Annotated in this window: 10 protein-coding genes and 1 pseudogene; 4 read left to right on the top strand and 7 right to left on the bottom strand. The window is 42.8% G+C overall.

The features are described from left to right. Nucleotides 1–390 precede the first annotated feature (390 nt). Together E5355_RS15735 and E5355_RS15730 are read left to right on the top strand one after the other, a co-directional pair. Nucleotides 391–861: a hypothetical protein gene (locus E5355_RS15735; RefSeq protein ID WP_210434535.1), complete on the top strand. Its 471-nt coding sequence runs from the start codon at nucleotides 391–393 to the stop codon at nucleotides 859–861. Between the two features lies 1 nt (nucleotide 862). Further along, nucleotides 863–1,108, top strand: coding sequence for a hypothetical protein (locus E5355_RS15730; protein WP_136011090.1), 246 nt, complete (start codon nucleotides 863–865; stop codon nucleotides 1,106–1,108). Between the two features lie 301 nt (nucleotides 1,109–1,409). Here the strand turns inward: E5355_RS15730 and E5355_RS15725 are convergent. The 7 genes and pseudogenes from E5355_RS15725 to E5355_RS15695 all read right to left on the bottom strand — a co-directional run. Beyond that, nucleotides 1,410–1,682 (bottom strand): annotated as a pseudogene (locus E5355_RS15725) (hypothetical protein); the annotation flags it as partial. Nucleotides 1,683–1,918: 236 nt separating this feature from the next. Next, on the bottom strand, nucleotides 1,919–3,382 hold the full coding sequence (locus tag E5355_RS15720; RefSeq protein ID WP_136011089.1) for a TolB family protein: 1,464 nt from the start codon (nucleotides 3,380–3,382) through the stop codon (nucleotides 1,919–1,921). An 11-nt stretch (nucleotides 3,383–3,393) separates the two neighbouring features. After that, nucleotides 3,394–4,869: a DUF6057 family protein gene (locus E5355_RS15715; RefSeq protein WP_136011088.1), complete on the bottom strand. Its 1,476-nt coding sequence runs from the start codon at nucleotides 4,867–4,869 to the stop codon at nucleotides 3,394–3,396. 72 nt (nucleotides 4,870–4,941) lie between these two features. Further along, nucleotides 4,942–6,573, bottom strand: coding sequence for a RagB/SusD family nutrient uptake outer membrane protein (locus E5355_RS15710; protein ID WP_136011087.1), 1,632 nt, complete (start codon nucleotides 6,571–6,573; stop codon nucleotides 4,942–4,944). A 26-nt stretch (nucleotides 6,574–6,599) separates the two neighbouring features. Continuing rightward, nucleotides 6,600–9,599, bottom strand: a complete 3,000-nt coding sequence (locus tag E5355_RS15705; protein WP_370282117.1) for a SusC/RagA family TonB-linked outer membrane protein — start codon at nucleotides 9,597–9,599, stop codon at nucleotides 6,600–6,602. 443 nt (nucleotides 9,600–10,042) lie between these two features. After that, a complete protein-coding gene (locus E5355_RS15700) occupies nucleotides 10,043–11,173 on the bottom strand; it encodes a Gfo/Idh/MocA family protein (protein ID WP_136011086.1) in 1,131 nt (376 codons plus the stop codon). Nucleotides 11,174–11,215: 42 nt separating this feature from the next. Continuing rightward, nucleotides 11,216–11,707, bottom strand: a complete 492-nt coding sequence (locus E5355_RS15695) for a 3'-5' exonuclease (RefSeq protein WP_136011085.1) — start codon at nucleotides 11,705–11,707, stop codon at nucleotides 11,216–11,218. Between the two features lie 313 nt (nucleotides 11,708–12,020). Here E5355_RS15695 and E5355_RS15690 point away from each other — a divergent pair, with 313 nt between their 5' ends. Next, nucleotides 12,021–12,560, top strand: a complete 540-nt coding sequence (locus E5355_RS15690) for an NUDIX domain-containing protein (RefSeq protein ID WP_136011084.1) — start codon at nucleotides 12,021–12,023, stop codon at nucleotides 12,558–12,560. Between the two features lie 104 nt (nucleotides 12,561–12,664). After that, entirely contained in the window at nucleotides 12,665–15,709 is a 3,045-nt protein-coding gene (locus tag E5355_RS15685) for a tetratricopeptide repeat protein (RefSeq protein ID WP_136011083.1), read from the top strand. The last annotated feature ends 34 nt before the right edge of the window (nucleotides 15,710–15,743 follow it).

Genomic DNA, 15,743 nt, shown 5'->3' with positions numbered 1-15,743 from the left:
AATCATATTTTCGCTTTCTTTCTTGCAGGTTCAATACTTTTGTTATATATTGCCACTCGGTTTCCGTTAAATCTGTCTGATACATCTTTTTTAAAGTTTGGTCGCTTCAAAGAAAGAAATAATCTGGCGGATACGGAAACCTCTTTAGAAAAAGATTTCAGGCATTTTTAAACAGGCTCTAAAACAAAATACTCTTTTCAGACTAGAGAGATAGAAGCAAGAGGTCATAAATTGTCTGTTATTAATAACTTTAGTTTTAACGAGAAGGTACTAGTAGATGCATTGAAATACTGTTTAAAGTCTAATATCAATACTATTGTAGATGTTACTCCGTGGAATTTGATGAGCCGTTATTTCAAGAAAAATCCCAATGTCGAATCATACAACGATATGACCCAAAAGATATATACGAAATTAATGGATTTAAATACACGTTCGTATAAAATTATAACGAAAGACGGGAAAGATTTTAGCAGTTTGAGTCCTGGATGGAAAACGGCAATTTTGTTGGATTTAATACTAGGATATGAGCAAGATACTGCGCCCATTATTATTGACCAACCAGAGGATAATTTGGCTGTAAAATATATAAACTCGACATTAACAGAAACTATCAAAGCAGTAAAATGGAGTAAGCAAGTGATTATGGTAAGCCACAATGCAACGATACCTATGATGGCAGATGCCCAAACAATTGTTGTTTGTGAAAACGATGGAAACAAGATAACCATTCGCTCTGCATCATTAGAAAGCGAGGTCTTCGGACAAAAAGTATTGGACTATATTGCTGATCAGACTGATGGTGGTAGGACATCAATCAAAAAAAGAGTCAAGAAGTATAATTTTAAAAAATACAATTAATATGAAACTGAAATTCAATAAAACAGAGGACGGTGATATTGCTGCTGTAATTCTTGATAATACAAAGCAGGAGGTGTTCTCGTACATCAAAATGATTGCCGCTCTTCTTGATGGACAGCCTATCGAATGTGAATATGGTGAAGGGATAACTCCAGAAGAACAAGAACAAATAAAAAGTTTAAATGATGCCATATGGAAAAAAGTACATCCCGAAGGAGAAAATGGCGAGATGAGTCTTTTTAATTAATATTTGAATATGCATAGTAAACGAAGTAGCATCTACCATATTGGCATATATATGAAATATAATCAGAAAATGGAGCAAGATATTTCTCCATTTTCTGATATGCAAGTGCTAGTTCAATTCATATAATATGCATTTTAAGTTACGACCAATGGCTAAACGGGGAGCGCTGTTTAAGCATTATCTCGCTTTGTTATCAGTTTTCATTTCATTTTTTAATCCGGGTTGGTTACTTTCCAAATTAAAAGAGGAACTATACAATGTCATGTACGGTTCCTCCTAAACGATATATAGAGAAGCTATATTATAGTTTTTCAATCTCTTCTTCAGATAATCCGGTAGCTTGTGAAATAACATCAATAGCTACTCCTAATTTCTTAAGATTGCGAGTGCTTTCTTTTTTCTCTTCAATACGTCCTTCCGCTCTTCCCTCTTCACGTTCAGTGTTGATATTATCACGGAGAATAACAATATTATCCAAGTGACGGTATTAGGCGGCAAGCTCATCCTTGGTCATGCTGTCCTGTTTCAACCTTTCACGGGCCTCCTTAAGACTGGGGGCAGGAGCGGTGGAAGGAGAAAATGTTGCTATTTTATAGCGGAATTTTCCAAGGTGAAGATGTTGTTTAATACTCCACCGATGTATGATCAAGGAATACACTATAAAGGAAGCCGAAGACAAAAACTGGAATGAAGAATGGGATGCGGCACTTCCATTCTTGCCATACTTGCCTCCATGCGCGGAGCCAACCCTGTGACAGCCTGGGCAGCTGTGAAGTTCATCATGAAGTCAGAAAAGATTTTATACTGAGGCTATTGTTTTACCTTTGTCTGAAGTGCAGATTGCCCTATTGCTTTCAATAATTTATCCCCATTTTCTACAGGTTTCTTTATTAACTCCGGTAAATTATAAGTATATGTGAATGTATCATAAAATTCAGGATCTTTCTGAGGCAATAAGAAAGGCTTACTGAAATATCCAGTTTCCGGATCAAAACCTGCAAAATACGGACGAGCCCATAAGCCATCTAAACGTTTACTACTGAAAACAAACCAGTTACCTGTAGAAGACCAAGAATGAAAGCTATCCACATGATCACTATTTACTTCCGCAATGTTTCTCACATCGCCAGTGTTCAGATTGAGCAAATATAAATCACTTTCAGGGTGCCAGATAGAAAAATTACCATAATCAGATTGAGTGAACATCAAGAACTTTCCATCCGGTGATATTTTTGGAAAAGAAACACTCTTATGAAGGGCTGATGCTTCATATACGCACTCCAGTGTATGCAGTTTAGCTTGTTCCTCATCAAAATGTATCCGATATAAATCATATCGGATACTATCCAGCGACATTCCTTGCCGATATCCTTCAGCCCGGCAAAAATAAATCATTTTTCCATCCGGAGTCCATGTAGGAAATGTTTCCATATACTGCTCTCCATAGACTAAAGAATCAGTAAAAGTTTCATGATTCTTCACATCATAAATCATTAAATCGGCAGCCAAATCCGACACCTCTATCGGTTTCTGTCCTGAAGAATGAAAAAATTGTTGTATCTCATTAGCAGAAAAAGCAAGATATCTGCCCGAAGGATGCCAAGAAGGATAAGTAGCACCATTCTTATATTCTCCAGGCTTAGGATCAACTTTCTCTATTTCTCCATTATGACAAATCAAAGTCCCTCCCTGCTTTCCACGTACATGAATCATCATTGTTTCAGCAGAGTTCCGGTTAAAAGTGTGACAATTAACACATTGTTTTCCAAAATTTTTATTCTCCACTATTGAAGTCTGTTCATACGTTGTCAGGTCACGCTGATAAATACCCATTTCATTCCAAAGTTCATATCCGGGATAAAGCAATCGATATGCCAGAAATGAATCTATCGGATGAACAGATATACTATCTTGAATATCAGCATAACGCACCCATTTACCCTGTTGTTTAATCGTTATCCTGAAAAAAATCTTATTTCCAGCAGCTTTTTCCAACAATGCACTCCATTTGCTTTCTGGTATGCGAACTATCGGTTCGGTATCTTGAATAAGGATATCAGCTTTTCCATCCCCATATCCTATTTCTGTCTGAAAGGCCTCCCCTTGCTCCTGTATTTTAAAATTAGGGGGAGCAATATTAACAGGAAAAGTCACATCTATATAATCCGGATAAATTAATGGCAATTTTTCATTCTTACTATCAACCTGATGATATGATGTACACCCCAACAGGAAAATTATGAATGTATAGTAAAGTAGATCTTGTATTTTCATATAATTTCTTATTAATTAGCTATCACTTTATTACCATAAGGACTAATGTAATTCAAATAAAACCAATATGTATTTCCAAATTCTTTTTGCAAAGTTTCTATTTGTTTACTTTCTACAAGTTGATAATATCGCTTGAATCTTTGTTCAGTTTCCGGTTTTATCTTGATTCCTACCTTTGAAAATTCTTCATTCCCCACACCTAATTTATAAATATAAAGAGCCTCTTCATAAACCGGCGGAAGCTCCGTATAAGGAAATGATTTCATCAATTTTAAATTATTAACAAAACGAACCACATGATTACTAAGTAATAAATTACTCATCAGATATTCAAAAGCCATTTTATTAGTACTGTCACACTCACATAAATATTGTAATTCCGGACCAATATTCAAAACATTGGCAAATCTTGCCGGAATATCTACTTTTCCTTCTAATGCGTTTCTCAATCCGGGAACTTTCCCTCCATGCACCAATTTTTCTAATTGTAATGCTTCTTGCCGATAGAAAAGAGACTGCTTTAACTTGTTAATAAACCGTTGTGCCACCAACGGACGGTGATTAACAATATTATATCGCGTCAGATTGATGAGATGAGACGCTGTTTCTCCCCATACCACCATTGATTCAAACTCCCAACGTTGCGCTTCGTTGATATATCCAAGTTGTTCATAAAGAATATGTCCGTATTCACTTTCACGACTGTCACTGTTCCAAGGAAAATATAGCCTTTTAACTCCCTGCTTCTGCGGATAATCCAGTAAATGATAAGAAAGTTTTCCAGTATGATAAAGGGCTAAATGATGAAAATAAGAAATGAGCTGATTATAACGTCCGGTATCTAAATATTTTTTAGTATACTCCAACGCACCATTCCAATCCTTGGCTTTCACCAACTGCTCGGCTTTCAGCATTATACGCTCACTTTTATTGTAATTAGTAAAAAAGTAGTAAAAACCATATCCTGCATATCCCAGTAAAAAAAGGGAAGTTAATAAAACACGTATTTTTTTATTTGATATATCAGGTAAGCCCAAAAGAGGAAATAATTTCCAGTACCACTGAATAAAGAAAAGAAATAAATAAAGCAGCAATAGGCATAATAGACTTCCTGGCAATATAGAAAGAGAATGGTCTGCCTCCATCGTATAGAAAAAAAGAGCAAGGGAAGGAATAATGGATAATTGCAACACATCATTCTTTCCGGTTACAATTTTTATGATGCTATTTATAAGCAAATAAACCAATGCCAAAAGTAATGCTAGAATAGCACTTCCTAACATAGGATAATAGAAAAATTGAATAATAAAGTTGGTGATATAATTCAGCCAGCCCTCAGTCTGAACACATTGCACAAAATAAGATTTAGAGAAAAGGAAAAGATGATGTTGCTCATGATAGTAAAGGATGTGCGACAGTGCCCCTTGATAACATATATAATAAAGGACAAATAAAATTCCGAATAAGGTATAAACGAGCCGTTTCATATTTATATAAAGTAAGTGAGGACATTCCCACTATAGCCAATGTCCTCACTTAATTATCGCTTGCAAATATATTTAATATCCCGGATTCTGAGTCAATTTAGCATTCAAATCTATTTCAGTCTGAGGAACAGGCAACAGATAGTTGTGATCTTCATAATGGCTACCTGACAATTGCACGTTCTCACCTTCATAAAGAATATAATCCACGATGACCTCTTTGCCGTCTTCATTAACCTCTTTTACCGGTTTCATCTTCAATCCCAAGAACGGTGCATTCAACACCTCTTTGGCAATACCCCAACGACGAATGTCCCACATACGTTTTCCACCTTCCATTGCAAATTCCACACGCCATTCATTTTGAATACGTTTGCGAAGTTCATCTTGAGTTGCGCAATAGGTCGGTTTCGTAGCATCGGAATTTTGCAAACCGGGCATACCTACACGCCTACGAATCTGATTGACTGCATCAAAAGCGTCCGCACTCAACGGATGAAGTTCGTTCATCGCTTCGGCATATGTCAGCAAGACTTCGGCATAACGAATAATCACCCAGTCTTTACCCATATTCCAACCTGTACTCTGAGGGTCGATACTCGGGTCTAACCACTTCTGACCATAATATCCGGTAGCAGTAGCATCACCGTGTTGTTCGATACCGGTATTTCCGCTCGATTTCAACGGTTTGACTTTGATGGTTACACCATACATTTCTTCACCATCGTGCAAAACGTTGACTTCCAAACGCGGGTCACGATTCTTGAACGGGTCTTTTTCATCGTAAATTGCAGATTTGCTAATGGGAGCACCATCTTTGTCTTCAAAGGCGTCGACTAAGCTCTGAGTGGGGTTCATACCTCCCCAACCCTTTGTGGGGAAACACTCCCAACCAATCAAGTAGTGGGTTTTATCAGGATAATCGAATTGCACATACAAAATGTTCTCGGCACATCCGTCAGTCTTTTCCCAAAACAATTCTTGATACTTACCGGTATTCTCCGCATCATAAAGTTCATATTCACCCAAATCAATCACAGCTTTCGAAGCATCTGCCGCCGTTTGCCAATTACCATAATACAAAGCAGCTCTCGCTTTCATCGCCAACGCAGCTCCTTTAGTTACACGAGGTGTGTTTGCAGCATCCCATTCTACAGGCAAATACTCTATTGCCTTGTCAAAATCCGCCATAACTTTGCTATACACTTCATCGCGCGATGTACGGGTGATATCTTCTACATCCGACAAATTGAGAGGCCTGTCGATATAAGGAACATCACCATATGAACGAATCAAATCAAAATACAGATATGCACGAAAGAAATAGGCCTGCCCTTCAATTTTTTTACGCGCTTCATCTCCCATCTCAATCTCCTTTGTTTTTTCCAACACCAAGTTGCACTGGCGAATAGCAGTATAGCTACCTGACCAGCTTTGGTCTATTGGGTCGTAAACACCTTTGGACATATTTCCGGCAGCCCATTTAATGCCCATCACCGCATTGTCCGAATTGATATCCAAATCCTGATCCCAAGTAGGAAGGCAGCCATAAATATCGGTTACGGCCATCATTGCGTCGTCTTCTGTTTTCCAGAAACTCTTATCAGACAATTCATCCAATGGATAACGGTCTAAAAAGTCGCTACACGAAGAAGCGAATCCCGTAAATAACAAAGCAATTACTATATGTAAAATATTTCTCTTCATGTGATTTATGCTATTTTATATTAATATTAGAATGAAAGTTTTACCCCGAGAGACAATTTCTTGACATTTCCATAAGACCATCCACGTTCATTTCCCTCTTCCGGATCGATGCCACCGTCAAGTCCTGTGAAGGTAAGAAGGTTTTCACCAGTCAGGAAGAATTTCGCACTGGAAATTCCTGCGCGGGATAACCAAGACTGAGGCAATGTATAACCGATAGTCAGGTTCTTCAGACGAACGTATGATGCATCTTGAATCCAGAAAGAAGAGGTCACAAAGTTAGTTTGACTGGAACGTGTCACACGAGGATAAGAAGCATTATGATGCTCTGGTGTCCAACGGTCCAAGTGTCTCTTCAATGCAGTCGCACCATTATAGAATGCATAAGCAGCCTCAGCTGTATAGTATCCATCTACATCGAATGCTCCTTGAAACAAAGCAGAAAGATCGAAGTTTTTATAACCTACACTCAAATTCAATCCTCCCGTCCAGCTAGGGAAGTTTTTACCAATTACAGTCCGGTCTTTTTCTGTGATTTTGCCGTCACCATCCAAGTCTTTATACTTAATGTCGCCTAACTTTTCCTGACCAACAGCCAAACGTTTCGGACATTCAGCAAGATCTTTTTCTGTGTTAAAATAGCCATCAGCCACATAACCGTAATAAGAACCTATAGGATATCCTTCCAAATTCCAAACTTTACTATTACTTGTAGGACCATCTGTGTCTGCCATATCTGTTATCTCATTTTTCACATAAGAGACATTGAGAGACACCGAATAATTCCAATCCTTATTAATCTGCTTGCTGTGGTTGATTAAGAAATCGAAACCAGTATTTTGAACACTACCTATATTCTGTGCCGGAGCAGGCATACCAATTACTCCCTGAATAGGAAGATACAACAACATATCGTTCGTTTTCTTCTTATATACGGACAATTCAAAATTAATCAGATTATTCAGGAAACCAGCTTCCAAACCTAATTCATAGTTGGTCACTGTAGCCCATTTCAGTTGATCGTTCACATAACGAGCTTCATATATTGCCGAATACAATGTGTTATTAAACAGATATTTTGTAGCATTGTCCGAGATATTGTATGTATATGTCGGCACTGCCGGATAGATATCGTCGGATTTCAATTCCTCGTTACCGGTTTTACCATAACCCAAGCGCAACTTCAAGTTGCTCAACCATGCAACGTTATCTTTAATGAAAGCCTCTTCCGAAATACGCCATCCCGCCGAGAAAGCCGGGAATACGCCCCAACGGTTATTCTTCGGGAAACGTGAGGAAGCATCACTACGCAAGTTTGCCTCAAACAGATATTTGCCTGCATAATCATATTGAACACGTCCGAAGTAGGACAAACGTGCCATTTCATATCCTCCGTCTTTATTCTTTTGTGAAGCTTGGTCCAATGTGTTCAAAGATTCTGTCAATTCATTGCTACCACCACCCTGACGACTTGCTTCCGTATATTTATAGATGTGTTCGTAAGATTCGAGTCCGGCCAGTGCTCCTACATTGTGTTTTCCGAAATTCTTATTGAAATTAATCAAAACCTGTCCGGTGTAGTAATTGTTGTTGTAGTATTTATCATATCCTTCACGTAGACCGGAATCAAAAGCATTACTGCCATCACCGTAAGTAAAATGTTTCTTAAATCCATCTTGATTGCTGGTATAATTGCGCACGGAATATACACCTTTCACGCTCAATTCGGGCAAAATCTGTACGGTTGCATAACCGGTAAGGTTTATCTCTTGTGACGTATTACGTGTAAAACCTGATTTGTCTCCTTGAATAGCGACCGGATTGTCGACACCGGAATAAGCATAAGAACCGTCTTCGTTATACACCTTATTGGTCGGTTTTTCACGAGTCACCCCTTGGAAAACAGAAACAAATCCATTCCATGCATCCTTGGCAACTCCTCTGTATCCGGAAGCATTGACACCTACTTTGATATATTTATTGATTTCCGAATTCAAATTCATACGGGCATTGAATCGGGAATAATCATTGTCGGCTGTCAAACCATCTTGATAAATATAGCCTAAAGAAGCATTGTAGGTTGTTTTGTCAGTTCCCCCGTTTATAGAGATATTGTGCATGGTTTCGATGGCACTACTTTTAATTGCTTCTTTATACCAATCGGTGCTTGACAACGCTCCCGTGCGATACCCCTCAATCTCTTCCGGAGAGAACATCACCGTAGCGTTGGGATTTTCATTTAAAGTCGCTTCATTATACAAAACAGCATACTCGTATGCATTCACCAAGTCACGTTTTGCTACTGGCGATGACCAAGACACATTGCCCGAATAATTTACACGTGTTTTCTCTCCTTTCTGCCCCTGCTTGGTAGTAATCAAAATGACACCATTGGCAGCCTGCACACCATAAATGGCAGCAGAAGCCGCATCTTTCAAGACCGTGAACGATTCGATATCATTCGGGTCAATCGTATTCATGCTGCCCGGCACTCCATCTACGATAACCAACGGGCTTGCAGCATTGATAGAGTTCTTACCGCGAATGGTTATAGATGCAGCCTGACCACCCGGCGCACCAGAAGTCTGAATGGCAGTTACACCAGGCATTTGCCCTGCTATGGCAGCAGAAACACTAGATACTGGACGAGTTTCCAGTGCCTTTGCATTTACTGTAGCAACAGCCCCCGTTAAGTTAGCTTTCTTTTGGACACCATACCCTACCACAACTACCTCTTCCAGAGCTTGACTGTCTTCCTTTAAGGTAATATTTATCAACTGCCCATCAAATCTAACTTCTTGAGTTACATATCCCACATACGAAATAACAAGAGTACTTCCTTTAGACACTCCATTCAAAATAAAATCACCATCAATACCAGTGATTGTACCATTAGTCGTTCCTTTCACTACTACAGATGCCCCGATTATAGTTTCACCCATGGCATCTTTAACAATTCCTTTACAGGTTTCAGTCTGCTGTTCAATAGCTTTGCTTGCTGCTGCAGGAAACGAAACAGCATTCATACTACCTGTAAATGCTGTCATTAAGAATAGCAACATACTGACTGACTTGACTTTTTTCAACATAAAGTATTAATTTAAAATTAATAAATAATTTATCAAGAATATAGTTTTCATGCAAATCAACTATATAAATAAACGGCGCAAATTTATAATATTTTTTAAAAAACGACAATCGATTTAAAAAATATATTCTTTCTCCTTCCAATTTTAACAATTAAGCAGTAAACACATCAAGAAACTGCTTAAAGTTTGCCAAAACATTTTTGATACCTATTTGATATATTTCCGATTTTTATTATTACTTTTACATCAAGACGAGTGACATTAACAGCAACGCACAGCAGAAGGTAGAAATAAACATTGTTGCCAATTCATTACCTCTATATTTACCCTTTCTTTTAAACCTATTATAAATAGGGATATTCAGTAAATGTCCCTACTTATTACAAATCCACCTTTCGTCCTTCCGCAATAGATAACTTCGACCACGGAGTGACGGATGTCCACAGCGCCAAGTCACTGAGCGTTGCCGGAAAAGAAATTTCATCCTTCAAATCAGCCTCCAAGGCCTTCAGCATGATATAATCCATGCCTTGGTGATGTGTGTCCACTTTCAGGGCATCACTTCCCCACTGCTGCCAATAGATATGCTCATAACGGTCCACGTATGCACCGTCCGCCTCCCAGGTTTCGTCCGGGCTGAGTCCTTCGATATAAATCATCCTCCGGTCTCCCTGCCAGATGCCTTTTGTTCCCTGCACCTCGAAGTCGAGACTACGCGGACGCGGCAGGGTGGTGTCGTGCGTCAGAGAAATGAGAATACCGTTTTCCGTTTCCAGTTGGGTGACGACGACATCGCCCAGCCGTACCTTCACATCCGTGTTTCCTCCCAAATCCTTTATATACTGATAAATTCCTGCCGCTTTGGAAGCAAACGAAGTCAGGCTCTTTACCCGGTCTTTCCGGTTGATGCCCGCCATCATGCAGAGGGGGGCCAGGCCGTGCGTAGGATAAAGGTCGCCATTCTCCTCCTGATAGAACTTGCTCCGCCAGACACTTTCCGTCTTCTCCCGATTGCCGATGTTTCCGGCATCGTCCAGTAGCAGACGGCGCAAATCGTGCCGATAGCCACCACGCATATATACAATCTCGCCCAACAAACCGGCAGCCACCATGTTGCAGACAGAGAGATTCTCGCGCATGAAAAGCGTATTCTCCAAAGGATAAACCCGGCAACCGCGCCGGTGTGCCAGCTCTATCAAAGGCCGGTACTCGTCTATATAAAGTCCTCCTTTTATCTCCAAGGCCACATGGCATCCCCTCTCCACACAGCACAAGGCATGCCGCACGTGGCACTGCCAGGGAGAGGCGACAAACACCAGTTCGGGCGCATGTTCGGCAAGCATGTTCAAATAGTCATCCTCGCCATGATTGTAGCAACCGATGCCCGGAAAGCCGGAATCATCGAGTCCCGGATCGGCAAGCGCCACCACCTTGAATGCAGGCAGATGCTGCAACAAACGAAGCAACTGCCTGCCCCGATAACCTACACCAATAAAAGCAACTTTCATCATAACCTGTTCTTTCAACTCTTCACTCTTCTCTTCCAAACTTAATCATAAAACTCTTCGGGCTATCCATGCACAAGCCTCCGCATCTGCCAATGCGTGATGGTGCTGCTCCAGTCGGTAGCCACAACAAGCTGCCACTGTATGCAACTGATGATTGGGCAATCCCTTCAGAACACGGCGTGATGCCTGCAAAGTACAATGAAACTCATAATCCGGATAATCCATGCAGTAGGTACGGAACACAGCCTTCAGACAGCTTTCATCAAAGACCTTGTTGTGCGCAACCAACGGCAAGCCTTCAATACGTGGAGCTATCTCCTGCCACACAACAGGAAAAATAGGAGCATTCCGGGTATCCGACAACGTCAGACCATGCACGCGGGTATTCCAATAAGTGTAATACTCCGGTTCGGGACGGATAAGGCTATAATAATGGTCCGCAATTTCTCCATCACGTACGATAACCACCCCCACACTACAAACGCTGGTACGTTGTTCATTGGCCGTTTCAAAATCAATGGCTGCAAAATCTTTCATCTTATAGCTATAGAGTTTAATGGTTCCCAAAGATAAGAATAAAATTCGTTCAAGAAACACAGTAAGTAAATAAACATATCACTAGTGCTAATTACCAATGTCTTACATTTACCGGACATTCACCTTGTTTGGTAAATGCCTTTTCCTTATAATGTAACAGTCGTTACCCGATAATGTAACAGCCGTTACCTGATAATGTAAACACCTTTACCATCTATTGTAAACGAAGCCTTAATATGAAAAAAGAATCCGGTTCTTTTCATACTCCCCCCGGTTTACATTATCTTTGTCCCCGGACAAAGGCTAAAATATCATGGAACATCCACTTTCTCAATTCAAATATTGTCCGAAATGCGGTTCAGCCCATTTCGAAGTCCATAACGAAAAGTCGAAGCAATGCGCCGACTGCGGTTTCGTCTACTACTTCAACCCCTCTTCCGCCACCGTCGCCCTGATTCTGAACCGGCAGAACGAATTGCTGGTGTGCCGCCGCGCCAAAGAACCCGCAAAAGGGACACTGGACCTTCCCGGAGGCTTCATTGATATGGCAGAGACCGGCGAGGAAGGTGTTGCCCGCGAAGTGAAGGAAGAAACCGGCATGAGGGTTACAAAAGCCGAATACCTCTTCTCCCTGCCCAACATTTATATCTATTCGGGCTTCCCCGTACACACACTGGATATGTTTTTCCGTTGTACGGTGGAAGACGCCTCACACTTCAGGGCGATGGACGATGCGGCATCCCTCTTCTTCCTTCCCCTGAAAGACATCCGTACGGAAGACTTTGGACTCAACTCCATCCGCAAAGGACTGGAGATCTTTCTGGAAGATATGCGCAAGAACAAAAGCGAATGATTATCCGTTCTTATTATGGTATATATCCTAAAAAAGCCAAACAAGTGTAACATTTCCGGGTTAAAACCCGTATTTTTGTAAAACACCTATTCTAACAAAAGAAAATGAAACATAAAATCTCCCGAATATTGTGCACAGCACTCTGTTGCGCACCTTTACTCGCCTCAGCACAAACAAGCGAGAAGAGTACTTCTCCCAAGCGACTCTACAAGGAAGGACAAACGTTATTCCAGCAAAAGGCCTATGCTGCCGCCATCTCTCCGTTGCAAGCCTATGTACGCCAGATGAATGCAGACGGCAAGCCTCTGCCTGATACCGGCGAGCGGCAAGAAGCGGAATACATGCTGGTATGCGCCGCATACGAACTCAGAGCCCCCCAAAGCATAGACCTGCTCCGTGCCTTCATGGACGAATATCCCGATACTCCCCATGCCAACCGCATCTATGCATTGATTGCCTCCGCCTACTTCTTCGAAGGCAATCATGACGATGCCCTTGCCATGTTCAACTCCACCCGCCTCGACCTGCTGGGTTCCGAAGAGCGGGATGACATGACCTACCGCCTTGCCACCTGCTATCTGAAAACCGGTAATGTAAAGGAGGCGGCAATCTGGTTCGAGACTCTGCGCAGCACCAGCCGTAAGTATGCAGCGGACTGCGCTTACTACATCTCTTATATCCGATATACCCAAGGACGGTATGACGAAGCGCTCGGCGGCTTCCTGCCTTTGCAAGACAATGCCAAGTACAAGGATTTGGTTCCCTATTACATTGCCGAAATCTATTTGCTGAAGAAACAATATGACAAGGCTGAAATCGTGGCGCAGAATGCGCTGTCAGCCCATCCCGACGGCCTGAGCTACACGCATGCGGCAGAGCTGAACCGTATCCTCGGTACAGCCGAATACCATTTCGGGAAGTACCACGAAGCCGTGAAATCCTTCGAACAACATATAAAGCACAATGCCGAATCTTCCACTCATAGAAGGGATGCCCTTTACATGCTGGGAATGTCCTATTATCAATGTGGCGTGTATTCGCAAGTCCCCTCCGTCCTCGGCAAAGTGACTACCGAAAACGACGCCCTTTCGCAAAACGCATACCTGCACATGGGACTGGCCTATCTGCAACTGGCCGACAAGCCCAAAGCGCGTATGGCCTTCGAGCAGGCCGCCGCTTCCAACGCTGATATGAAAATCAAGGAACAAGCTGCCTATAACTACGCCTTGTGCATTCACGAGACCTCCTATTCCGCTTTCGGCGAATCGGTGACCGTCTTTGAGAAATTCCTGAACGAGTTCCCGAACTCTCCATATGCCGAGAAAGTCAGCAACTACCTAGTGGAAGTGTACATGAACACACGCAGCTACGATGCTGCCCTCAAGTCCATCGGCCGTATCTCCCACCCCAGCAAGGCCATTCTGGAAGCCAAACAAAAGATTCTGTTCCACCTCGGAACCCAGTCTTTTGCCAACACACAATTCGAGCAGGCCATCGGACACTTCAACCAAAGCGTCGCGTTGGGACAATACAACCTCCAGACCAAAGCAGACGCCCTCTACTGGCTTGGCGAGTCTTATTACCGCCTGAACCGAATGAGAGAAGCCGCCCGCAATTTCAACGAATATCTGTCGCTCACCCGGCAGAGGGATACGGAAATATTCGCCCTTGCCTATTACAATCTTGGTTACATCGCTTTCCACCAGAAAGACTACGCGGCGGCAGAGAACCGTTTCCGCAACTTCGTCCGATTGGAGAAAGGCGAAAACCCGACCGCACTGGCCGATGCCTACAACCGCATCGGAGACTGCAACCTGCACGCCCGCCGCTTCGAGGAAGCCAAGCAATGCTATGCCAAAGCCGAGAACCTGAACACTCCCGCCGGAGACTATGCCGTCTATCAATTAGCACTGGTATATGGCATGCAGAAAAACCATACGGAAAAGGTGAACATGCTGAACCGACTTGCAGCCAAATACTCCAACTCGCCCTACGCCATCAACGCCCTCTACGAGAAGGGACGTTCCTACGTACAGAGCAACAACAGCGGCCAGGCCATCGCTACCTTCCGCGAACTGCTTGCCAAATATCCTGAAAGCCCTGTCAGCCGTAAAGCCGCTGCCGAAATCGGCCTGCTTTACTATCAGAACGATGACTATGACCGTGCTATAGAAGCCTACAAGCATGTGGTCACCCAATACCCCGGAAGTGAGGAAGCCCGCCTTGCCATGCGCGACTTGAAGTCCATCTACGTAGATGCCAACCGCGTGGACGAGTTTGCCGCCCTCGCCGCCCAGATGCCGGGCGAAATCCGCTTCGAGCCCAGCGAACAAGACTCACTGACTTACATCGCTGCCGAAAAGACATACATGAAAGGTGAGCCTGCACCTGCCAAAGACAGCTTTACCCGCTATCTGCAAAGTTTCCCGGAAGGCGCTTTCAGCCTGAATGCCCACTACTATCTGTGTGTCATAGGCAAAGAGCAGAAGGATGACGAGGCGGTATTGGAGCATGCCGGGAAACTGCTGGAATATCCCGACAACCCATACTCTGAAGAAGCCTTGCTGATGCATGGAGAAATCTTGTTCAACCGCCAGCAGTACGACCAGGCATTGCCCGACTACAAGAAATTGCAGGCCAAGGCCACCACGGCAGAGCGCCGCCAGCTTGGCGCTATCGGTGTACTGCGCTGTGGAGCGCTGATGCACGATGACGCGGAAGTAATCAACGCCGCCACAGACATGCTTGCCGAAGCCAAGTTGTCTCCGGAACTTCGTAACGAAGCTCTGTACTACCGTGCCAAGGCATACCTGAACCAGAAAGCCGACAAGAAAGCGATGGACGACCTGCAATTGCTGGCAAAAGACACCCGTACCCTTTATGGAGCCGAAGCCAAATACCTGGTGGCGCTGCAATGGTACAACGCCGGCAACTATGCTTCGGCTGAAAAGGAAATCCTTAACTTCATTGACCAGAGCACACCGCATGCCTACTGGCTGGCACGCAGTTTCATCCTTCTGTCGGATGTATATGCAGCCATGGACAAGAAGCTTGACGCACGCCAGTACTTGTTGAGCTTGCAACAGAACTACCAGGCCGACGACGATATACAAGGGATGATTAATGAAAGACTGGAAAAATTGAAGTAAGCCCACTTTAAGGAATAAAAACAACATAGAAAGC

This window comes from Bacteroides muris (ex Afrizal et al. 2022) (assembly GCF_004793475.1).
Classification (GTDB): Bacteria; Bacteroidota; Bacteroidia; order Bacteroidales; family Bacteroidaceae; genus Bacteroides; species Bacteroides muris.
Note: the sequence above shows the minus strand (reverse complement) of the source record. Positions and strands in the feature narration are given on the sequence as shown.

Excerpts from the sequence above, each read along its gene's own strand:
- E5355_RS15730 (WP_136011090.1), top strand. The coding sequence starts at position 863 with ATGAAACTGAAATTCAATAAAACAGAGGACGGTGATATTGCTGCTGTA.
- E5355_RS15715 (WP_136011088.1), bottom strand. The coding sequence starts at position 4,869 with ATGAAACGGCTCGTTTATACCTTATTCGGAATTTTATTTGTCCTTTAT.
- E5355_RS15735 (WP_210434535.1), top strand. The coding sequence starts at position 391 with ATGACCCAAAAGATATATACGAAATTAATGGATTTAAATACACGTTCG.
- E5355_RS15685 (WP_136011083.1), top strand. The coding sequence starts at position 12,665 with ATGAAACATAAAATCTCCCGAATATTGTGCACAGCACTCTGTTGCGCA.
- E5355_RS15695 (WP_136011085.1), bottom strand. The coding sequence starts at position 11,707 with ATGAAAGATTTTGCAGCCATTGATTTTGAAACGGCCAATGAACAACGT.
- E5355_RS15700 (WP_136011086.1), bottom strand. The coding sequence starts at position 11,173 with ATGATGAAAGTTGCTTTTATTGGTGTAGGTTATCGGGGCAGGCAGTTG.
- E5355_RS15720 (WP_136011089.1), bottom strand. The coding sequence starts at position 3,382 with ATGAAAATACAAGATCTACTTTACTATACATTCATAATTTTCCTGTTG.
- E5355_RS15690 (WP_136011084.1), top strand. The coding sequence starts at position 12,021 with ATGGAACATCCACTTTCTCAATTCAAATATTGTCCGAAATGCGGTTCA.
- E5355_RS15705 (WP_370282117.1), bottom strand. The coding sequence starts at position 9,599 with ATGAATGCTGTTTCGTTTCCTGCAGCAGCAAGCAAAGCTATTGAACAG.
- E5355_RS15710 (WP_136011087.1), bottom strand. The coding sequence starts at position 6,573 with ATGAAGAGAAATATTTTACATATAGTAATTGCTTTGTTATTTACGGGA.